Annotated in this window: 18 protein-coding genes; 9 read left to right on the top strand and 9 right to left on the bottom strand. The window is 65.9% G+C overall.

Translation table 11 applies throughout. The annotated features are described in order from the left end of the window. Nucleotide 1: 1 nt before the first annotated feature. The 5 genes from folK to ftsH all read right to left on the bottom strand — a co-directional run bounded on the left by folK (nt 2) and on the right by ftsH (nt 5,072). On the bottom strand, nt 2–538 hold the full coding sequence (folK, locus tag ACIBJI_RS31855) for a 2-amino-4-hydroxy-6-hydroxymethyldihydropteridine diphosphokinase (RefSeq protein WP_364353928.1): 537 nt from the start codon (nt 536–538) through the stop codon (nt 2–4). Beyond that, entirely contained in the window at nt 535–939 is a 405-nt protein-coding gene (folB, locus tag ACIBJI_RS31850) for a dihydroneopterin aldolase (protein ID WP_364354215.1), read from the bottom strand. The genes folK and folB overlap by 4 nt, the downstream gene beginning before the upstream one ends. Before the next feature lie 23 nt (nt 940–962). Continuing rightward, the gene (folP, locus tag ACIBJI_RS31845) at nt 963–1,790 is read right to left on the bottom strand and encodes a dihydropteroate synthase (protein WP_364353931.1); all 828 of its coding nucleotides are present in this window, start codon (nt 1,788–1,790) and stop codon (nt 963–965) included. A gap of 116 nt (nt 1,791–1,906) precedes the next feature. Continuing rightward, complete coding sequence (gene folE, locus ACIBJI_RS31840) at nt 1,907–2,620, bottom strand: GTP cyclohydrolase I FolE (RefSeq protein WP_396957740.1); 714 nt, start codon at nt 2,618–2,620, stop codon at nt 1,907–1,909. Between the two features lie 73 nt (nt 2,621–2,693). Beyond that, nucleotides 2,694–5,072, bottom strand: coding sequence for an ATP-dependent zinc metalloprotease FtsH (gene ftsH, locus ACIBJI_RS31835; protein ID WP_364353934.1), 2,379 nt, complete (start codon nt 5,070–5,072; stop codon nt 2,694–2,696). A gap of 278 nt (nt 5,073–5,350) precedes the next feature. Between ftsH and ACIBJI_RS31830 the strand changes: the two genes are divergently transcribed. Then, entirely contained in the window at nt 5,351–6,298 is a 948-nt protein-coding gene (locus ACIBJI_RS31830; protein WP_364353937.1) for a hypothetical protein, read from the top strand. On the opposite strand, the gene ACIBJI_RS31825 is transcribed toward ACIBJI_RS31830, so the two are convergent. Then, entirely contained in the window at nt 6,278–7,111 is an 834-nt protein-coding gene (locus ACIBJI_RS31825) for a DUF1266 domain-containing protein (protein ID WP_364353940.1), read from the bottom strand. The two genes, ACIBJI_RS31830 and ACIBJI_RS31825, sit on opposite strands and share 21 nt — an antisense overlap. 109 nt (nt 7,112–7,220) lie before the next feature. Here ACIBJI_RS31825 and ACIBJI_RS31820 point away from each other — a divergent pair, with 109 nt between their 5' ends. Beyond that, on the top strand, nt 7,221–7,481 hold the full coding sequence (locus ACIBJI_RS31820; RefSeq protein WP_364353942.1) for a DUF2277 domain-containing protein: 261 nt from the start codon (nt 7,221–7,223) through the stop codon (nt 7,479–7,481). A gap of 11 nt (nt 7,482–7,492) precedes the next feature. Here the strand turns inward: ACIBJI_RS31820 and ACIBJI_RS31815 are convergent, their stop codons facing one another. Next, nucleotides 7,493–8,776, bottom strand: a complete 1,284-nt coding sequence (locus tag ACIBJI_RS31815) for a helix-turn-helix domain-containing protein (protein ID WP_364353944.1) — start codon at nt 8,774–8,776, stop codon at nt 7,493–7,495. A gap of 152 nt (nt 8,777–8,928) precedes the next feature. Here ACIBJI_RS31815 and ACIBJI_RS31810 point away from each other — a divergent pair, with 152 nt between their 5' ends. The 3 genes from ACIBJI_RS31810 (at nt 8,929) to ACIBJI_RS31800 (ending at nt 12,683) form a co-directional block, all read left to right on the top strand. Next, nucleotides 8,929–10,530, top strand: coding sequence for an aldehyde dehydrogenase family protein (locus ACIBJI_RS31810; RefSeq protein ID WP_397087046.1), 1,602 nt, complete (start codon nt 8,929–8,931; stop codon nt 10,528–10,530). Further along, a complete protein-coding gene (locus tag ACIBJI_RS31805; protein ID WP_396957746.1) occupies nt 10,527–11,369 on the top strand; it encodes an SDR family oxidoreductase in 843 nt (280 codons plus the stop codon). The genes ACIBJI_RS31810 and ACIBJI_RS31805 overlap by 4 nt, the downstream gene beginning before the upstream one ends. A gap of 423 nt (nt 11,370–11,792) precedes the next feature. Next, nucleotides 11,793–12,683 (top strand): LysR substrate-binding domain-containing protein, encoded by an 891-nt coding sequence (locus ACIBJI_RS31800; RefSeq protein ID WP_364353950.1) that lies wholly within the window; start codon nt 11,793–11,795, stop codon nt 12,681–12,683. Between the two features lie 208 nt (nt 12,684–12,891). On the opposite strand, the gene ACIBJI_RS31795 is transcribed toward ACIBJI_RS31800, so the two are convergent. Next, nucleotides 12,892–14,256, bottom strand: a complete 1,365-nt coding sequence (locus ACIBJI_RS31795; RefSeq protein ID WP_364354224.1) for an amidase family protein — start codon at nt 14,254–14,256, stop codon at nt 12,892–12,894. Between the two features lie 407 nt (nt 14,257–14,663). Here ACIBJI_RS31795 and ACIBJI_RS31790 point away from each other — a divergent pair, with 407 nt between their 5' ends. The 4 genes from ACIBJI_RS31790 to ACIBJI_RS31775 are packed head-to-tail and all read left to right on the top strand — an operon-like array spanning nt 14,664 to nt 20,717. Continuing rightward, nucleotides 14,664–17,303: a protein kinase gene (locus ACIBJI_RS31790; RefSeq protein WP_397087044.1), complete on the top strand. Its 2,640-nt coding sequence runs from the start codon at nt 14,664–14,666 to the stop codon at nt 17,301–17,303. Continuing rightward, nucleotides 17,300–19,552 (top strand): serine/threonine-protein kinase, encoded by a 2,253-nt coding sequence (locus tag ACIBJI_RS31785; protein ID WP_397087042.1) that lies wholly within the window; start codon nt 17,300–17,302, stop codon nt 19,550–19,552. Before ACIBJI_RS31790 ends, ACIBJI_RS31785 begins: the two co-directional genes overlap by 4 nt. Beyond that, the gene (locus ACIBJI_RS31780) at nt 19,542–19,949 is read left to right on the top strand and encodes a hypothetical protein (protein ID WP_397087040.1); all 408 of its coding nucleotides are present in this window, start codon (nt 19,542–19,544) and stop codon (nt 19,947–19,949) included. Before ACIBJI_RS31785 ends, ACIBJI_RS31780 begins: the two co-directional genes overlap by 11 nt. Before the next feature lie 57 nt (nt 19,950–20,006). Further along, a complete protein-coding gene (locus ACIBJI_RS31775) occupies nt 20,007–20,717 on the top strand; it encodes a cyclase family protein (RefSeq protein WP_364353962.1) in 711 nt (236 codons plus the stop codon). On the opposite strand, the gene hpt is transcribed toward ACIBJI_RS31775, so the two are convergent. Continuing rightward, nucleotides 20,718–21,275, bottom strand: coding sequence for a hypoxanthine phosphoribosyltransferase (hpt, locus tag ACIBJI_RS31770; RefSeq protein ID WP_063042806.1), 558 nt, complete (start codon nt 21,273–21,275; stop codon nt 20,718–20,720). It lies immediately after the preceding gene. Nucleotides 21,276–21,350 lie beyond the last annotated feature (75 nt).

The following is a 21,350-nucleotide window of genomic DNA, read 5'->3' as shown; positions in this document are numbered from 1 at the left end:
TTCACGACGCCGATCCCTCCGCGGCTGCCGGCAGCACGAATTCGGTCGGTCGGACACCCGCGCGTTCGGCCGCGTCTAGTTCGGCGAGCCAGTCGCGCACCAGCCGCACGGTGCCATCGACCTCGAGTTCCGCGTCCGGCTGCACATCCAGCCACGGGATCAGTACGAAGGCCCGCTTGTGCGCCTGCGGATGCGGCAGGGTCAATTCCGGATCGTCACTGCGACTGACCGCGCCGTCCTCGGCACACCACACCACATCGACATCGAGAGTGCGCGCGCCCCAACGCACTTCGCGCACCCGACCGGCGGCCTGCTCCAACTGCTGGCCGAAGCGCAACCAATCGTGCGGGCCGAATTGCGGATCACCGACCAGCACAATGGCATTGAGATAGTCGTCCTGTTCGACACCGCCCCACGGCGCGGTCGAGTACACCGGCGACACCGCCACCACCCGCTCCCCCAGCCCGTCGACGACGCTGCGCAGATGCGCGAGCCGATCGCCCAGATTCGAGCCGATCGACAAGACGGCGTGACTCATGCCACCACTCCCCGCTGCCGCGAGGTGACCACGCGGACATCGGCGAAGGTATGCGGAATGGGCGCGGACGGTTTGTGCACGACGACCTCGACCGACTGGATGCGTGGATCGGTCATCACATCGTCGGCGATATCGGCGACCACCTTTTCGATGAGATTGCGCGGCGGCCCCTGGATGATCTGCACGGCCCGCTCGGCGAGGGCGCCGTAGTCGATGGTGTTCGCGAGGTCATCGGTGGCCGCGGCGGCGGCGAAATCGGTCCATACCGTCAGATCGACCAGGAATTCCTGGCCGTCGCGGCGTTCATAGTCGAAGCAGCCGTGATAGCCATACGCGCGCAGGCCGCGCAGCTCGATCCGGTCGGGCTGGTGCCCACCAGCCTCCCGGCCGCTATCCCTCATCGAATCGCTGCGCGATGCTGCGGTCATAGAACGGCTCCTCGGGGGCTCTGCCTCGCAGCGCGCTGCCAGGCATCGGTCACGGCAATGGCATCGAGCGAGGCACGCACATCGTGGACGCGGACACCCCAGGCCCCGTGCAGGGCGGCCAGCGCCGACACCGTCGCGGTGGCGGTCTCCCGGCCGTCGGGCGGCCGCGGGCCGGTGGCATCGGCGAGCAGGGAGCCGAGGAAACGTTTACGAGAGGCGCCGATAAGTATCGGCAGCCCGCGGCCGACCAATTCGGGCAGCGCGCCGAGCAGCGCCCAATTGTGTTCGGCATTCTTGGCGAAACCGAGGCCAGGATCGAGCACCAACCGGGACCGGTCGACACCGGCCGCGACGGCCAGTTCCACCTGCGCGGTCAATTCGGCGAGCACCTCGGCGACCACGTCGTCGTAGTGGTCGGCCGGACCGGTGTGCCGATAGTCCGCACCCGCCCGCCAGTGCATGAGGATCCACGGAACCTCAGCCGCCGCAATGACTTTCACCATATCCGGATCGGCGCGACCACCGGAGACGTCGTTGACGACCGAAACTCCGGCCGCGATCGCCGCCTCGGCGACACCGGCCCGCATGGTGTCAACACTGGTCGGCACACCCGCGGCAACCAAACCGCGAATGACCGGAACCACCCGCGCGGCCTCGGTTTCCGGATCGATCCGCACTGCACCGGGCCGGGTCGACTCGCCACCGATATCGATGATGTCGGCGCCCGCCTCGAACAGCTCGATGCCGTGTGCGATGGCCAGACTCGGATCCAGATAGCGGCCGCCGTCGGAGAACGAATCACTGGTGACGTTCACGACCCCCATCACCACACAGGAGCGGTCACCGCTAGCGATTGCTTGCAGGTCGCTCGAAACGACACCGCGCGGCGCGACACTGCTCCGGACGGCATCGGGGGCGTGGGTCGACACCGCGCGGGGCCTCACTTCCGCAGGATCAGATCGAGGGCCTCGGCCCGCGAGGCGGCGTTGGACTGCAGCAGACCGCGCACGGCGGAGGTGGTGGTGCTGGCACCGGGCTTGCGAATACCGCGCATGGCCATGCACAGATGCTCGGCCTCGATCACGACAATGGCACCGCGCGGATCCAGCTTGCGCATGACCGCATCGGCGATCTGGCTGGTCAGCCGCTCCTGCACCTGCGGACGCTTGGCGTACAGATCGACCAGCCTGGCCAGTTTGGACAGTCCGGTCACCCGGCCGTGCGGGCCGGGAATATAGCCGACGTGCGCGACGCCGTGGAAGGACACCAGATGGTGTTCACAGGTCGAGTACAGCGGGATATCGCGAACCAGCACCAATTCCTGGTGCCCCTCGTCGAAGGTGGTGTTCAGCACCGCATCCGGCTCGGTGTAGAGCCCGGCGAACATCTCCCGATAGGCGCGGGCCACCCGCGCGGGCGTATCGATCAGGCCGGGCCGGTCCGGATTCTCGCCGACCGCGATCAGCAGTTCTCGGATCGCGGCCTCGGCTCGGGGCTGATCGAATGGGCGGCCGCTCTCCAGTGCGATCAGGTCCGGCTCGGGGCCCGCACCGTTGTACTTGACCGGTTCGTCGAACTCGTCGAAATTGCTGGCATTCGCAACGGCACCGCCGCTCCCATGCCCGGGGCCACCGACGTGATTGTTGGCCGACAATCGAGGACACCTCCAAAATCTCGGGTACGAGCAATCACCCCGCACCCAGATGGTCGAGCCTAATCGGCACGTGTCAGTGCCGACCGTTCGGTCCATCCCAATCGTGGTTCTCGCCCTCGTTATTCCCGGTGCCGTTGGCGGGCTCGTCATAGCCGTCGTTGCCCCGGCCCGGCTGACCCCATGGCTGTTGCGGCTGCGGGTAGCCGTGGCGCGGCTGCGGCTCACCCTGCCAGCCGCCGTAGCCCGGCTGACCCGACTGCTGCTGCTCGTCGCGCGGCGGCCACCCCGGGGCCGACCAACCGGCCGGAGCACCATAATCCGGCCGCGAGCCGTGCGTCGCGCCCTGTCGCGGATAAGCCGGGGAGGGGGCCTGCGGCAACGGGTAACCGGGCGCGGGCTGCTCGGGGTGACCGCCGCCGTAGCGCGGTTCCTGATAACCACCGTCCGGGTAGCCATTGGCCACGGCGGGTTCACGCTGCGGCAGCTTCGGCAGCGCCGGCGCCTGCGGGGGCCACGGCTCGCCGCGCTCGGCGGCCAGTTCGCCGGGGGTCTTCACCGGCGGCTTATCCGATGGCACGCGCTCGCCGAAATCGTTGAACGCCGTGATGCGCGGCCGCTTCTGCACCGCGGCGAGGATCTCCTCGAGATCCTTGCGGTGCAAGGTCTCCCGCTCCAGCAGTGCCGTGGCGAGCACATCGAGCACATCGCGGTACTCGTTGAGGATTGCCCACGCCTCGGTGTGCGCGGCCTCGATCAGGTTGCGCACCTCCTCATCGATGGCGCCGGCGACCTCGTGCGAGTAATCCGAACCCATGCCCATCGAGCGCCCGAGGAACGGGTCGCCCTGCTCTTGGCCGTAGCGCACCGCGCCCAGACGTGCGCTCATGCCGTATTCGGTGACCATCGCGCGCGCGATCTTGGTGGCCTGGTCGATATCCGAGGACGCACCGGTGGTCGGCTCGTGGAACACCAGTTCCTCGGCCGCGCGGCCGCCCATCGCCATGACCAGGCGGGCGATCATCTCCGAGCGGGTCATCAGGCCCTTGTCGTCCTCGGGCACCGTCATGGCGTGGCCGCCGGTGCGACCGCGGGCCAGGATGGTCACCTTGTAGACCGGCTCGATATCCGGCATCGCCCAGGCGGCCAGGGTGTGGCCGCCCTCGTGGTAGGCGGTGATCTTCTTCTCGTGCTCGCTGATGATGCGGCTCTTACGGCGCGGACCACCGACGACGCGGTCCACCGACTCCTCGAGTTGCTCGCCGGTGATCACCGCGCCGTTCTCACGGGCGGTGAGCAGTGCGGCCTCGTTGACGACATTGGCCAGATCCGCGCCGGACATGCCGACGGTGCGCTTGGCCAGACCGTCGAGATCGGCCTCCGGCGAGATCGGCTTGCCCTGCGAATGCACCCGCAGGATGGCACGACGCCCGGCCAGGTCCGGATTGCTGACCGGGATCTGCCGGTCGAACCGGCCCGGACGCAGCAAGGCCGGATCGAGGATGTCGGGGCGATTGGTCGCGGCGATCAGGATGACGCCGGTGCGATCGCCGAAGCCGTCCATCTCGACGAGCAACTGGTTCAGCGTCTGCTCACGCTCGTCGTGACCACCGCCGAGTCCAGCGCCGCGCTGGCGGCCGACCGCGTCGATCTCGTCGACGAAGATGATGCACGGGCTGTTCTGCTTGGCCTGCTCGAACAGGTCGCGCACGCGGGAGGCGCCGACACCGACGAACATCTCGACGAAGTCCGAACCGGAGATGGTGAAGAACGGCACCCCGGCCTCACCCGCGACGGCACGCGCCAGCAGGGTCTTACCGGTACCGGGCGGGCCGTAGAGCAGCACGCCCTTCGGGATCTTCGCGCCCAGCGCCTGGTAGCGCACCGGGTTCTGCAGGAAGTCCTTGATTTCGTAGAGCTCTTCGACGGCCTCGTCGGCGCCGGCCACATCCGCGAAGGTGGTCTTGGGCATGTCCTTGGACAGCTGTTTGGCCTTGGACTTGCCGAAGCCCATCATGCCGCCGCGACCACCGCCCTGCATGCGCGACATCACAAAGATGAACAGGCCCAACAAGATCACCATCGGCAGCACGAACAACAGGATCTGGGTGAACCAGCTGTCCTGTTTGACCACGGTGTTGAATGGTGCGCCGGACTTCTGTACGGCATCGAAGACCTGGTTGGAGGTCTCACTGCCACCGGGATACTTGGCGATGACCTTCTTCGAGCCCGAGGTGGCGTCGTTCCCGTTGTTCAGCTCGATGCGCAGCTGCTGCTCGCGATCGTCGATCTGGACGTTCTTGACGTTGCTCTTGTCGTTCAGCTGACTCAACGCCACCGAGGTATCGACGCTCTTCCAGCCGCGCGTGTCATTGCCGAAATAGCTGAACGCATAAATCACGAGCAAAATGCCCGAGACTATGGCCAGGGTGCGAAACACAGTCTTGCGGTTCATAGAGCTTAGGCCGGGCGGCCAGTCCTTTCCGGGTGTCTCCGGTGCATGCCTAGCGTGGCGTCGGGCGCGTCCCGTCCGGTGTTCGGATGCGGACATGCCACGTTACCGCGTACGGTCTAGTCGATACATCGCGCAGTTCGGCAGCTGGTGTAGTTCGACAGGTAAACGGTCGGGGAACGTCCGTGGTTCCCGAAGTCTCCGGTCGGGTTACGCCAAGTGGTCACAATCATGTCATGTTCGGCCTATCGTGAGCGACGACACATAAGAGCGCAGGGGGTATGGACATAGTTGAGCTACGGACACCCACAGCGATAGTGCGGCACGGCCGAGGACGACTTATCGTTCTACGCCCGGGCAGCGAGGGCGAGCGCGTCCTGGATGTGCCGGTCACCGACCTGCTCAAAGTTAGGCTGAACCGCCGGGCCGACGATGCGGTCGTCATCGAGATCTATCTGCGTTATCCCACGCCGGTGCTCACCGGCGTCCCCGCCGACCGCACACCATTACCGGTATTGATAGCCGAACACGATTTCCCCGCGGCCGCCGAAATCGTCGAGCGCATCAACGATCAGATCCGGGCCAGCCAGCGCATCGATGTGGCCGCACCCGATCTACAACCGCCCGCCCCGCAGTGGGGTAAGAGCGGGCCGACCCGAGCCGATGTCGATCGAGCCGTGCGGCGGATGGCGCCCAAGCGCGAAGCCAAGGCCGCGATAGCCGCGCTGCATCGCTACGTCACCATCGACGAATACGTGCTGGAGACCGCCATCGTGGTGGCCCATTCGCCCGCGGGCAGCGGTCCTGGCCTGCTGGCCGCGACCACCGGACGGCTGCTGTTCATCTCCATCGGCCCCGGTGACAGGTACGCGCACGAGCTACCCATCCCGGTCGTGATGTGGGCGCGCACCACCGACGGCGCGTTGACCACGCCCGGTGAGATCGGCTCGGTGCGCGGTGAGACCGGCATCGATGTGCACGACGGAAACGTCACGTTGCATTTCACCGGCACCGATCGGGCCGATACCGAGCGCGTCACCTGCGCGGTGAATTTCGCCGTCCGGCGCGATTCGGCCGACGGTGCGGCCGGTCCGTCCGATCCGGGTGTCGCCCAGCTCTATTCCGAGTGGGAATTACTGGTGGAGCGACACTCCCTTGGCATGGTCGATGACGGACAGTTCCAGCGCTACGGGCGCGGGATCCTGCGCTCACTCCCCGACGGGCACTGATTGCAATGTGATCCGCCGCCACGGGCTGGTCGGACGCAACCACAGGCGCAGCAGTTCCATGCGCCGATCCACGCCGCCGTTCTTGAGTTCGGCCAGATCCTCACAGGCCTGCCAATAGGTCCAGCCGGTCAGGTAGGCATCACCGAATTGGCGCCAATTCTGGTATTTGCGCTGGGCCAGCGGCAGTGCCCGCATCAGATAGTCCCAGGCCATCTCGGCGTCGAGATAGCCCGCGGTGAAGGCCATTCGGGCCACCGCGACCACCCGGGCCAGATCCCAGGCATGGATATCGCTGGGCAGCGGGCGGGCCAGATGTTCGGTGAAACCGATTTTGATCGCCTGCGACCAGATGTCGTAATCGCGGACCAGCGCCTCCGGATTGTCCATCCCCCGGAACGAACCGACCTGCCGCAGGAAGGCCCGATGTCGATCGGCCCGCTCACCGAACCGGTCGCGCTCACTGGCATTGATCGATGCCATTACCAACGGGTGCACCATCGCGTACAGCGGCGCGTGCATCCCTTCGAGCAGCTGCTCCATGGAGGCCTGCGCCTCGGTGCCGTCGGTGATGCCCCACGCGCCGGTGAGCGTGTCGATGGCGAGTTCGCGCCGGTCACCGAGCGGATGATCGCGCTCTGGGCCGAGCAGCAGCGCATCGTGGAAGGCATCCCAGCGCGCCGAATAGAACCCGCCGAGTGCGAGCGCGCGCAGCTCGTCATCCGATACCGCCGCGCCGGACCAGTGGTCCTCTTCCCTCTTGTCGAGCTCGTCGTAGGGGAATGTTGTCAAGGTCGGTACACCGCGGGCAGGCATACCCCCGATTGTTCACTATGGATCTTGGATGGACCTGTGTAATCGCTCGGCTTCATCGGATCTGTTTCTTGGCCTGCCTTACCTCGACAATGGGCAGTAGTGTGCTCCCATGAGTAGCAACATCACCCTCCTTCGTGGCCTGGATCCTGCGCCTACCGAGCAGGAAATCTATGCTGCCGCACTGCAGTACGTGCGTACGGTCGGTGGCGTGTCCGGCCTGAGCACCACAACCAAGGCGGCCGTGGACAAGGCGGTGAACGCCATCGCGGCAGCGACCACGCAATTGCTCGCGGATCTACCGGATGTGCGGGTCGCACCGGCCACCGAACCGCCGCTACGCCGCGATCGCGCGGTCGCGGAGAGGGAGTAGTTCGTAGCGTTTCAAGGTAGGGCGTCTGCGCCGTAGGTGGCGACGCAGGCCAGTGCGATCTCCAGCGGCAGACTGCGCGCTTCGATCGGATGGCCGAGCAGTTCCTCGATCCGCTGGATCCGATAGCGGACCGTGTTCTTGTGCACACCGAGTAATTTCGCCGTGGCCTCCGGGCTGCGATGGCTTTTCAGATATGCGTGCAGTGTTTCGCGCAGCCGTGTGGCATTGACATCACGGCCAGCCAGCGCGCGAATTTCGCGCCCGATCAGACCGCGCATGGCCGCGTCGTCAGCGCCCACCAGGTAGGCGATCTCCACCTCGCGATATGCGGTGACCCGCGCTCGATCCGCCGGAGCGCGCTCGGCGACGTGCCTGGCCGCGACGGCCTCATGATGGCTGCGCCGGAACCCGGCGGTCTGCGGCGCGGGCACCCCGAACGCGGCCCGCACCGGCGACTGCACCTGACCGAGCACCATTCGCTCGATCTCCCCCGGCACCGCCAATTCGGCGGCATGCGCGTCGTCGTCCAAACCCACCCAGGCCCACATGCCGCTCGCGCCGGAAGCGACCGAGAGCACCTGGTTACTGCCGAGCGCGGTGCCCAATCGTGTCGCCACCCGATCCAGCAAGCCGCTCGACTCACTGTCCGGCTCGCCGGTGGTCTCATCGGTCCACAGCACAAATGCCAAGTGCTGCTTGGCAAGTCGGTAGCCGAGCCGGACCGAAGCCTGGTCGATATCGAGTTCGTCACCGGCGAGCAGCGCACGCACGATTTCGGTGCGGCGGTTGAGGGCGGCGCGCATTACGCGCTCGCGTTCCTCCATGTAGGTATCGGTGAGCGTCTCCACGGAAATGCTGACCCATCGGGTGGAACGCTCGAACAGCCGCAGCATTACCGCCCGCTCGATTTCGGGTGGCGGCTGGCGTTCGTCGACGGCGTCGGTCATGTAGTCGAGCACTGCCTCCTGCCCGACGTGATAAGTCCGCAGTAGTAGCCGAAGGTCGTAGCCGCGCCGGGCGAGGGTTCTGGCGAAGGCGTGCGCCTCCTCCGGCAGGGCGAATTCGATGGTGTCGCTGGTGAGGTTGGCCAGCACCACCCTGGCATGTGCGCGGGTGCTGGCGGCCAGGTCGCGACGCATATCGCGATCGGCGAGTTCCGGGATGTGCGCGATGATCGCGTTGTCGAGGCGGTCGACGACCTGTTCGAGGGCCTGGGTGCGCATGGTCTCGTAGACGTATTGGGCCAGCCAGTCGCGGACCACTGCGCTATTGGGGCTGATCCGGCCGGTGCTCATGCAATCTCCGAATTGTGCTTCGAGAACAAAAACGGCCTCATTCGTTGACAAATCGGGCCAAGAAAGTCCACCAACCTTGTGTCACGATCATAGGTCAGTGAACTGATTCACAGCGATCAGCGGTGCACAGCACAACGTAGTGGGAGAACAGCGTGACCGATACCGTGCCCGGCGCGGCCGAGAAGAAAACTGCGCGCAAGACAGCCGCCGAGAAAGCGGATCCGGAACTCATCGAGGTGCGCAACCCGGGCACCGGCGCGGTGGTCGGCACCGTGCCGAACGAGAGCGCCGACGCCGTCGCGGCCAAGATTCGCGAATTGCGCCTGTTCCAGCCGGAGTGGGAGGCCATCGGTCCCGACGGGCGCAAGAAATGGCTGCTCGCGCTGCAGGACTGGATCATCGACAACACCGAGCACCTGGCGGATGTACTGCAGGCCGAGGCGGGTAAACCACGGGTGGACGCGCTGATCGACCCGGCCTTCTCCACCGATCTGATCGGCTACTACGCGCGCCGGGCGGGCAAATTCCTCGCTGATGACCACCCCTCACCGCACAGCCCGCTGGCCCGGGTCAAGAAGTTGACCACGGTGTACAAGCCGTACCCGGTGGTCGGCGTGATCACGCCGTGGAACTTCCCGCTGGCCATGCCGGTCATCGACGTGATTCCGGCGCTGGCCGCGGGTGCCGCGGTGATTCTCAAGCCGTCGGAGGTGACTCCGCTTTCCGCGGTCGAATTGGCAAGAGGCTGGGCCGAAATCGGTGCGCCGCCGGTTTTCGCGGTGGTCACCGGTGCGGGCGCGACGGGTGCGGCAGTGGTCGACAATGCCGACTACATCCAGTTCACCGGTTCGACCACGACCGGGCGCAGGATCGCCGCCGCCTGTGTCGAGCGGTTGATTCCCTACAGCCTGGAATTGGGCGGTAAGGATCCGGCGATTGTGCTGGCCGACGCCGATTTGGATCGGGCCGCGCACGGCATCGCCTTCGGCGGCATGTTCAATTCGGGCCAGGTCTGCATTTCGGTGGAGCGGGTGTATGTCGAGGCTCCGGTCTACGACGAATTCGTCGCCAAGCTCACCGACGCGGTCAAGAATCTGCGGCAGGGTCTCGACGGGCGCGAGTCCAAATACGACGTGGGCGCGCTGGCCAATGAGAACCAGGTCCAGATCGTGCAGCGGCATGTCGACGAGGCCGTCGCGGCGGGTGCCAGGGTGACCACCGGCGGTAAGCGCACCGGTGTCGGCACCCTGTTCGAACCGACCGTGCTGGTCGATGTCGACCACACCATGTCCTGTATTACCGAGGAGACCTTCGGCCCGACCCTGCCGGTGATCAAGGTCGCCGATGAGGCGGAAGCCGTTCGGCTGGCCAATGATTCGATCTATGGCCTGTCGGCCTCGGTGTGGACCGGCGATAAGGAACGCGGCGAGCGGGTGGCCCGTGCCCTCGAGGCCGGTGCGGTGAATATCAACGACGTCTTCGTCAATCTGTTCAGCTTCGCGCTGCCGATGGGCGGCTGGGGGCAGTCCGGTGTGGGTGCACGTTGGGGCGGCGCGAACGGGGTCCGCAAATACTGCAGGCAGAAGGCGATCACCACGCCGATCCTGCCGACCCAGCAGAAGGAACTGCTGTGGTTCCCGTACCAGATGCCGAAGGTGCTGTTCGGGCTCGGCGCCATGCGTGCCGCTGGCGCTCGCGGACTGCGGCGCATCGATATCGCGGCAATCCTGAAACTCAAGGGAGACAACAAGTGACCGGGGACCGAGACGCGGCGAAGATTCGCGGCAAGGTCGTCGTCATCACCGGCGGCGCGCGCGGCATCGGACTGGCCACGGCGACCGCGCTGCAGGCGCTCGGCGCCAAGATCGCGATCGGCGATATCGACGAAACCACGGTCAAGGAATCCGGCACCGCGCGCGATTTCGAGCTCTACGGGCGGCTCGATGTCACCGACCCCACCTCGTTCGAGAGTTTCCTCGACGAGGTCGAGCGCACCATCGGCCCGATCGACGTGCTGATCAACAATGCGGGCATCATGCCGACCGGCAAATTCGCCGATGAGCCGGATCAGATCACCCGCCGGATCCTGGATATCAATGTCTACGGCGTCATCCTTGGCTCCAAACTCGGACTGACGCGCATGCTGGCGCGCAAAAGCGGGCACATCATCAACATCGCCTCGCTCGCGGGCGAGACGCATATTCCGGGCCTGGCGACCTATAACGCCAGCAAGCATGCGGTGCTCGGCTTCACCGACACCCTGCGTGAGGAGTACCGGGGTTCGGGTGTCGCGTTCTCGTCGGTACTGCCGACGCTGACGAATACCGAACTCGGCTCCGGTGTGAGCGGCCCGAAGCTACTGCGTGCGGCCGAGCCGGAGGAGATCGCCGATGCGATCGTCGCGCTGATCGCCGCGCCGAAATCCAAGGTCCGGGTCACGGCGGTGGCCGGATTCCTGTCGCAGCTGGTGAATCTGCTGCCGGAGCCGGTGGCCGATGGGCTGGCCAGGGCGCTGGGTTCGAGCAATGCCTTCCTCGAGGACGTGGACGCGGCCAAGCGCCAGGCCTACGAGGATCGGGCACGCAGTCTCTGAGCGATCGATGAAGGCGCCGTGGTCGGGTCATCGACCACGGCGCCTTCGCGTTGAACGGCCTCGGGACGGCGGTTTCCGAGCCGATCGAACGAGATGGCAAACATAACAGTGACGAACATCACTATCTGCCCCGGTAGCAGCAGCACCCCCGTTGCGGGCCGGTTTCTCGACAGTGACCGACCACACTTCAGCACTCGCACGAACACATTCAGCGCCACATCGTTGCTGGTCATACGCCCAATTAACTTTGCACGCCGCGGCGCGAGTCCAGGGTGCCGGAGATTCGCCGAGTCGATGATGCAAATGACCATGACAAGCCATATGCTGTGTCTAACAAACCTGCCGACTGTTTCGGCTGCCATATCCAGACTTTCCGGCCTTAATAGGCTGGAAATTCAGGACCGATTCTGATAGCAAGGGGCTATGGACCCGCATTTGCGCGACCTGCGGTATTTCGTCGCCGTCGCTGAGGAACTGCACTTCACCAACGCCGCCCAGCGGCTGCACATCGCTCAACCCACCCTCTCGCGTCAGATTCGTCAGCTGGAACGCCAGCTCGACGTGGTCCTGTTCGACCGCAACCAGCGCAGTGTCGCGCTGACCGTCGCAGGTAAGGAACTGCTCGAAGGCGCCCGCAAGATCCTGGAGCTCTGGGAGGTCACCAACGTCTCGCTGCAGGAAGCGGGCGAGGTGCTGCGCGTCGGCATCCAGTCCGCGCTCGGCCGCGGGCTGCTCAACGATCTGGAGAGCGCGAGCGGACACCGCCTCGCACTGCACGCCGCCTCCTGGACCGACCCGTCCAGCGGTCTGGCCGGCCGACAGGCCGACCTGGCATTGGTCTGGCTTCCGCTACCCGACTCGAACCGCTACCGCTGGCAGGTGCTGCGCACCGAGCCGCGGTGGGTGCTGCTGCCGGAGAACCATCCACTGGCCGAGAACGAGACCATCGACTTCGCCGACCTGCTGGACGAGCCGTTCATCGCACTGCCCACCGAGGCCGGTGCGGTGCGCGACTTCTGGCTCGGCAACGATGCTCGCAACGGCCGTCAGCCAAAGATCGGCGCCGAGGCGGCGACGCCCGAGGACAAGCTGGAGGCCGTGAGTCTGGGCCTCGGCGTCTGCCTGCTGGCCGAGAACAATGTGCCGATGTACCGCTGGCCGGGTCTGACCGCCCGCCCCCTCGCCGGACTCGCCCCGTGCGAACTGGCAGTGGCCTGGCGCGCCGACGACAACCGACCGACCATCCTCGAATTCGCCGCGCGCGCGGTGGACGGTGGTTTCGCGGTGCAGCATCAGCCCGCGGTCGCGAGTTAGTCGCTCGTCCCGTTCACACTCCTCCCAGCCCGACGGAGCGAGCTTACGAGCGACGTTCGCGGCCCGTCTCGCGTCCGAGCCGTCGAAGCGCATGCGACGAAGTCGCGAGTCTCGACGGCCTTCGCTAGCGACTGCTTGCAGGTCGCTCGAAAGGGTCGGACGCGCGACACCAGGGGCCGCGAACACGCAGCGCCGCAGGCAATGCAAATCAGACACAGTCGTTTACCGTTCGCTTCCAGGGGTGAATCGACTCGAGTTGCGCCGCGAGGCGCAGCAGAATCGATTCACTGCCGGGCGGTGCCGTGAGTTGAGCGGCGACCGGAGTTTTGGATCTGGGGTGCATGCCCATCGGGATCGACGCGGCGGGCCAGCCGACCAGATTCCACAGCGGTGTGAACGGTGAATACCGAGCGCTGATAACAACATTCGCGAGCCAACCCAGCATGTGCCAAGCCCTGGCCCGCGGTGGTGGCGCGGCGAGCGTCGGGGTGATCACCACGTGGTAGCGCTCGAAGAAATCCAGCAGTCGCGCCTCGACCCGGTCCACCTGGGCCGGGCGCACCAGCCGAAACCGCTGGACGAGCCGACCGAGTGCGACGTGACGGCGGGTGCGCCGCTGCAGACGTTCGGGGCGGACGAGATTCGCCGCCTCACGCGCAGCGAATGCCAACCAGCGCAGGCCGACCGAGACGAGCGATTCGCCGTAGGGCAGTGTCACCGATTCCACCAGGTGCCCTGCCGCGGCGGCGGCCGAAGCAGCGGTACGGGCCGCCGCGGTCCAGTGCCGATCGACCCGGAACAACCGGGACGGGGGCGCAACGGCCAGCCCGATGCGTAGTCGGCCCGGCGGTTCCAACTCGGCTAGGTCCGGGCGCGCGGCCAGCACGGACAGCGCGAGCGCGGCATCGCCAACCGTCGTTGCGAGCACACCGTTTTCGACCATCCCGGACCAGGAATCGACGCCTACCTCGGCGGGCACGGTATACCGTCCGGGCTTGATCCCGAAGACCCCGCAGCAGGCCGCGGGAATGCGCACCGAACCGAGACCGTCGTCGCCGTGCGCCACCGGTACCAATCCGGCCGCCACGGCCGCGGCCGAACCGCCGGAGGAGCCACCAGGGCTGCGCGCGGGATTCCATGGGTTCCGGGTGATGCGGCCCTCGCTCTCGGTCGTGCCCCACAGGCCCAGTTCGGGGACCGCCGTCAGCCCGACCACCACCGCGCCCGCGGCCCGCAGTCTGCGCACCACCGGATGGTCGGCGGTTGCCGGGCGGGTATCGGTCGCGGTGGAACCGGCGAGCGGCGCTTCACCCTCGACCGCGATGTTGTGTTTTATCGCGATGGGCACACCCGCAAGCGGCAGCAGATCCAGATCGGAACGCTGTTCGAGCGCGAGCGCCTCGGCCCGTGCCTTAGCGGAGCGGACGACCGTGAACGCATTCGTCTTTCGGTTCCCGGCGGCGATCAAATCCAGGGCAATATCGACGGATTCGATCGGCGTCAGCGAGCCATCGCGGACACTCGCCGCGATTGCCGCCGCCGGACCTCGTGACAGGCCGGATTCGCGTGGCATGCTGGAGTCCATCGAAGCATGTACGGCGTCGGTCTCGCCCACCGCAACCCCATCGGCGGCCTGCACCTCCCGGGCTTCAGCAGCCTCCGGAGCGGTGGAATCCGTCGGCGTCGGCTCCGTGGCCGCGACGCCACCGGTCGTCACGGTATTCGATTTACGGCGCTCCCGGGTCGTTCCGTGGTCGCGCTCTGCCACTTCAGCGCCCGCTACTCGCGCCGTGTTGTTCATGTGCTGGTTCTCCCCCGTCGCATGGTTGTCGAATTCGGGTGATCCGCTGTTGTGGCGCAAGTTATCATTTCGATTACTGCTCGGGGGACGATGTCGTCGGGTGTGGCGGAAATTCACGGGCACATCCACCGAACGGCCACTGCGGATACTCGACATCCGCTCAGTAGCTAGGTCCGAAAATGAGTGCTGATCCCGAAAATACGCACCGAACCGATCTCGACGCCGAGCCGACCAGAGACTGGGGTGGACCGTTGTCGCGCACCGAGAACGACGTGGTCGGGGCCTTCTCGACCGCATGGGAATCGTCGCGGCGACCACCGGAGATCGGCGACTTTCTCCCGGATGCCGAATCCTTGCGCCGGGCCGCCCTGATCGAATTGATCCGCGTCGACCTGCGACATCGCTGGATCCGCCGAGCGCCTGCGGCGCGAGCGACGGACGCGGAGGCGGTAGCGGAGCATGACCACGAAGCGCCCCGGGAGCACCGCGAATCCAATACTGCGCCGGCGCCGCGTAAACGGCTTTTCGACTACTGCGCCGAGTTTCCGGAACTCGAACCGAGCGGCATTCCGGCCGGTTTGGTGTACGAAGAGTTCGTCATCCGACGGCACAGTGGTGAACGGGTCGATCCCAAGGATTGTCTGCGGGAATATCCGGAACAAGCGACGGAATTGCGTGTGCTGCTCAATGCCGACGATCTCGACCAGAGCACCCGCCGAGCGGCGCTCGAGGATTCGGTGCTGACGGAGTTCGCCAATACCCGCGCGGCGGCCGAACTGAGCCGAACGGTGCGAGCCGATCAAACCGTCGGACTGAACCAAACCCGGGAGTCCGATCGTAATACTGATGTGACTCGTGCCACCGTCGATGCAACCGAGGCCGCGACCGCCATTCCGACCACGATCGGTACCGGTCCGGGGAAATTCGACGCCCTCGACCGGATCGAGGTCGGCCAGTCCATCGACGATTTCGACCTGCTCACCGGACTCGGCAGCGGCGCCTTCGCCCGGGTGTTCCTGGCCAGGCAGCGATCAATGCAGCGCTTGGTGGCGGTGAAAATCTCCGCCGACCACGGCACCGAACCGCAGACCCTGGCCCAGCTCGACCACGACTACATCGTGCGCGTCTTCGATCAGCGGCTGCTCGGCTCCGATGACGCGCGCGATCCGGCCATGCGCCGACTCCGGCTGCTGTACATGCAGTTCCTGCCCGGCGGCACCCTGCTCGGGGTGCTGCGCTGGGTGCGCTCGACCCCACCGGCCGAACGCAGCGGACAACTGCTGCTCGACGCGGTCGACGCGGCCATGGAGGAGAAGGGCGAAATCCGTCCGACCGATTCCAGCGTGCGCGCCGAGATCGCCGGACTCAGCTGGCCGGAAACCGTGGCCTGGCTGGGCCGCAGAGTGGCCGAGGCGCTGGAATACGCCTCCGCGCACGGCGTGCTGCACCGCGATGTGAAACCGGCCAATATCCTGCTCACCGCCGAGGCGGTACCGAAACTGGCCGATTTCAATATCAGCTTCAGCCGCAATGTGGCCGGCACCAGTCCGGTGGCCTATTTCGGCGGCTCGCTGGCGTATATGTCGCCCGAACAGTTGGAGGCCTGCCATCCCGGCCGCGAGCGCACGGCCGAGGATTTGGATACCCGTTCCGATATCTACGCCCTCGGCGTAGTGCTGTGGGAATTGCTCACCGGTGCGAAGCCGTTCGACGATTCCACCGCGACCGACCACGGCGACGATACGGCGCTGGAGGGGATGCTGGAACGCCGCACCTCCGGGGTGGATGACGCTGCGCTGCAACGAGTGCCAGCGAACTGTCCGGCGGCTTTGCGGCGGGTGCTGCTGACCTGTCTGGAATCGGATCGGACACTGCGCTGGGCCAATGGCGGGGTGCTGGCCAAGCAGTTCGACCTGTGCATGGACCCGAGGGCCAGGGATCTGGTCGACCCGCCGCCCGGCAGTTGGCGGCTGAAGTTGCGGTCGTGGCGGCTGGTGATCGTGTCGCTGGCCATCGGCATCCCGAATATCCTCGCCTCGGCATACAACATCCAGCACAACCAGCATCTGATCGTGGACCGGCTCCCCGAGGACGCCGGACGCACCTTCATGATCATCACCACCGTGGTGAACGGAATCTTCTTCCCGCTCGGGGCGACGCTGATCCTCTATCTGTCCCGAAGAATGCTCACGGTGCCGCACGGGCTGCGTCGCCACCGCCGCTACGATGCCGAGACGCTGCGGCTGGCCAGAGCGGATTCCCTGCTGTTCGGCGACCGAGCGGTGTGGGTGGTCTTCTCGCTGTGGGTGATCGCCGGATTCACCTTCCCGATCGCGCTGCAATTGGCGGCCGGGGACGTGCCCGCCCGCGCGGTGGTGCACTTCCTCACCTCGATCGTGGTGTGCGGCGCGATCGCGATGGCGTACCCGTTCTTCCTGGTGTGCTTCTTCATGGTCCGCTGCATCTATCCGATCTTCCTGCGGCACGGGGAGATCAGCACCGAGGACGCGGTATGGCTGCGCGGCCTGGATCGCCGCGCCAACGGATATCTGGCGGTCGCGGCCTCGGTGCCGCTGCTCGCGGTGGCGGGCGTCACCTTCCTGCCGCCCGAGGATATTTCGATGGTGATCGCCGCGGTTCGGGTGCTCTGTGTAGGCGGCATCGTCGCGTTCATCGGCTCCTACCTGCTCTTCCGGGCGCTGGAGGCCGATCTGCGTGCACTGGAGCGGGTGGTCGCGCCGGTGGATTCCCTCGACCGCGAACACATTTCTGCGGACCGGGAGCGCGGTAAGCCCGCCGTGCCGGAGCCGCGATCGTGACAGTTGCCGATTTCGCGGATCGAGGCGAGACCGACCCCATAACCAGATTTACCGAAGATTGGCAGCACTGCCTGCGTGGCGAACGGACCGACCCACCTCCGATCGCCGAGTACATCCCCGACGGCACCCAGGTGCGGCTGGCGGTACTCACCGATCTTGTCCGCATCGACCTGCGCCACCGCTGGGATCGCGAGGGCCTCGGCAAACGCATCGCCGAGTATCGCAAGGAATTCCCCGAGGTCGAGCAGAGTGCGGAACTGGTCGATCTGCTCTGCGAGGAGTTCCTGGCCCGACGCCGGTACGGCCCGCTGGAACTCACGGATTTCCTCGCCGAATATCCGGAGCTGGCGCAGCAGGTGCGCGCGCGGCTGACGGTCTACGCCGACGATGACGATTCGGCCGATACCGAACGCGCCGCCGCGCTGGTCGCCGGGCTGACGCCGGGTCATCGGATCGATGACTTCGATCTGCTCACCGATCTGGGTACCGGCGCACTCGGGCGGGTCTTCCTCGCCAAGCAGCGGTCCATGCAACGCCTCGTCGCCGTGCGCCTTTCGGCCGGTTGGTCGGCCAGTGGGCACAGCATGGCGAAACTGGACCACCCAAATGTGGTGCGGGTTTTCGACCAGCGACTGGTCACCGCCACACCCGCCACGGCACCGGAGGCCATCGCATCGACCCGTCTGGTCTACATGCAGTATCTGCCCGGCGGCACCGCAGCCGGCGTGCTCGCACAGCGTCGGCGCGGCACTGCAGCCGACGGCGGCGCCCTGCTGTCGCGCGCGATCGATACGGCCATGGAGGCGAAGGGCGAGATCCGTCCGGCCGATTCGAGTGTGCGTCGCGAAATCGCTGCGCTCAGCTGGCCGGAGACGGTGGCCTGGATCGGCAGGCGACTGGCGGACGCGCTCGATTACGCCGAGCAGCATGGCGTACTGCACCGGGAAATCAAACCCGCCAATGTGCTGTTCACCGCTGAGGGCATACCCAAACTCGCCGATTTCGCCGTGCGTACGGCCGCGCCGCGATCGCTGACGAATACGATTGCGGTAGACCCGGATTCGCTGCCGTACCGCTCCCTCGAACAACTGGCCCAACTGCTCGACCCGGCTGCCCCCGCGCCGGGCCCGCGCAGCGATATCTTTTCCCTCGGCGCATTGCTGTGGGAACTGCTCACCGGCGCAGCGCCTTTCGACGATCCGCCGATGCCTACCGATCCGGACGCCCGCGCCGAAACCTTTGCGACCATGGTGCGCCTGCGCGAACACGGCATCACCGACGCGACGCTGGCGCGACTGCCCGCGGACACCCCCAGCGCCCTGCGCCGGGTGCTGCTCGGATGTCTGCAGGCGGATCCGCATCAACGCTGGAGCAACGGCAAAGTACTGGCACAGCAGTTGGATCTGTGCCTGGATCAGCGAGCCCGCGACCTCATCGACCCGCCACCCGGGAGCTGGCGGCAACGGCTGCGCGCATGGCGTATCCCGCTCGTCGTGTTGGCCGTTCTGGTGCCGAATGTGCTTGCCTCGCTTTACAATATCCAGCACTCGCGGCAGTTGATCACCAACCGGCTATCCGGGAGCGGCCAGCATCACCTCGACATCGGTACCGGAGTGGTGAACTTCGTCGGCTTCCCACTGGCCGCAGTGGTGCTGGGGTACCTCGGCCGATATCTGATCACCGTCCCACATGGGTTGTATCGCGGTGTCGATTACCCGCCGCAGACGCTGCGCCATGCCCGCACTGACACAATCCTGTTCGGTCACTGGGTGGTGCTCGTGACATTCACCTTGTGGATGCTCGCGGGGATCAGCTTCCCGGTAGTGCTGTACGGCTCCGCCGACAATGTCACCGCCGCTGATTACGCCCATTTCGTGGCCGCGCACGCGGTGTGTGGCGCAATCGCCGTGACCTACCCTTTCTTCCTGGTCACTTTTTATGGCATCCGGTGCCTCTATCCGATGTTCTTGCGGTACGGCGAGGTCGGCGATGCGGATGTGCTGCGTTTACGCCGAGTGCGGCGTCGGTGCGGCCAATATCTGACCGTTGCAGCGTCGATCCCGCTACTTGCGGTCGCGGGTGCGACGCTGCTGCCCCCCAGCGAGCTTGCACAGATCATCGTTCAGGTGCGCGTTCTGTCCATCGGCAGCATCATCGCGTTTGTCATCAGCTACCTGCTGTTCCGGGCAATGGAACGCGACTTGGATGCCTTGGAGCGGGTGATGACACCGAGCAACGTTGAGCCGTAAGAGATTCCACTCGCCGCCTGCACCACCGACCGCCGAAATCGGCGACGCGAGAGCCAACCTCACCTTCGGCTCCATCATCTTCATGCTCGAATGCCAAGCGCGGTACATCGCCGCACTGCTCACCCGAGCGGCACCGCGGGAAGCCGACACAGTCGAAGTGCTCCGAGAAATAGCGGACAGATTCGACGAGTGGCTACGCGGCCGTCTCGCCGACTCGGTCTGGTCGCGCGTCCGGAGCCCGTATCGAGATGCTTCCGGATCGGTGACCGCGCTCTGGCCTGCCACGATGACGCGCTATCTGGCGTTGACCCGGCGGCCACGGACCGGCGACTACCTGTGGAATACCCTACCGAGCCGATCCCGCCGGTCCGCCGCGGAAGGCATGCGAACGGTATGAGAACACTCATGGGCGCTCGGTCGGCTGATACCTACGGTTTGCGACTACTCTTCCTGGATGACCGCACGGCCATTCGGACGCCTGGTGAGCCTGTCACACGTACACGACCCAGCTACTACGCCGCTGTTTCCCGGGGATCCCGAATTCCGGACCGATATTGTCGCGACCGTCGCGAACGACGGTTATTACCTGCGCTATATCCAGCAGGGCGAGCACACCGGAACCCATTGGGGCGCACCGATCCACTTCCATGCCGACGGACTGGCCGCCGACGAATTGGACCTCGACGATCTGCTGCTGCCCGCGGTGAAGATCGACGTGCGTGACCAATGTGCGAACGATCGGGATTACGCGATCGATATCGCTGATCTGCGGGAGTGGGAGGGTAGACACGGGCGGATACCCGACGGGTCGGCGGTGGTGGCCTGGACCGGGTGGGACGAGAAATGGGGTACGCCGGAATTCATCGGAACCGGCGAGAGTGCCGATCATCAACCGGGATTCGCTGTCGAGACGGTCAAATGGCTATTGCGGACCGGGCGGCTGGGGCGCCGTGGCGCGCTCGGCATCGATACGTTCGGACCCGATTTGGGGACCGACAACACCTATGAGGTGTCCAAGCTGCTGTATCGCGAGCATCGGATCAGCTTGGAATGTCTGGCCAACCTCGCCGAACTGCCCGCCACCGGCGCCTGGGTGCTGGTCGGCAGTGCGCTCTACAGCGGTGGATCCGGTTCGCCCGCAACGATATTCGCAATGCTGCCCTGATTACGCGCCGCCGTAGACCTTCGGGTCGAGGGTGCCGATGTAGGGCAGGTCACGGTATCGCTCGGCGTAGTCGAGACCGTAGCCGACGACGAATTCGTTCGGAATATCGAAGCCGACGTGCGCGACTTCCACATGGGTGCGTAGCGCGTCCGGCTTGCGTAGCAAGGTGACGACCTCGAGTGAGGCAGGATTGCGGGTGGACAGATTGCGCTTGAGCCACGACAGCGTGAGACCGGAGTCGATGATGTCCTCGACGATCAGCACATTGCGGCCCGCGATGTCCTTGTCCAGGTCCTTCATGATGCGCACGACACCGGAGGACGAGGTGGACGAGCCGTAGGAGGAGACGGCCATGAATTCCATCTGGGTGGGAATCGGCAGCGCCTTGGCGAGGTCGGTCATGAAGAAGATGGCGCCCTTGAGCACGCCGACCAGCAACAGATCGCCCTCGGGGGCGTCGGCCGGATAACGCTTGGCAATCAGCTCGGCCAGCTCCTGGGTCTTGGCCGCGATCTGTTCCTCGGTGATCAGCACCGACGCGATATCGCCCTCGTACACGTCAGTTGGTTTCCCTTCCGGTGTTGTCCGCGGCGCTCCCGGGACCCTTCGTGGTCACGCTTCGCTACCGCCTTC

The organism is Nocardia sp. NPDC050408, from assembly GCF_044458905.1.
GTDB lineage: Bacteria > Actinomycetota > Actinomycetes > Mycobacteriales > Mycobacteriaceae > Nocardia.
Note: the sequence above shows the minus strand (reverse complement) of the source record. Positions and strands in the feature narration are given on the sequence as shown.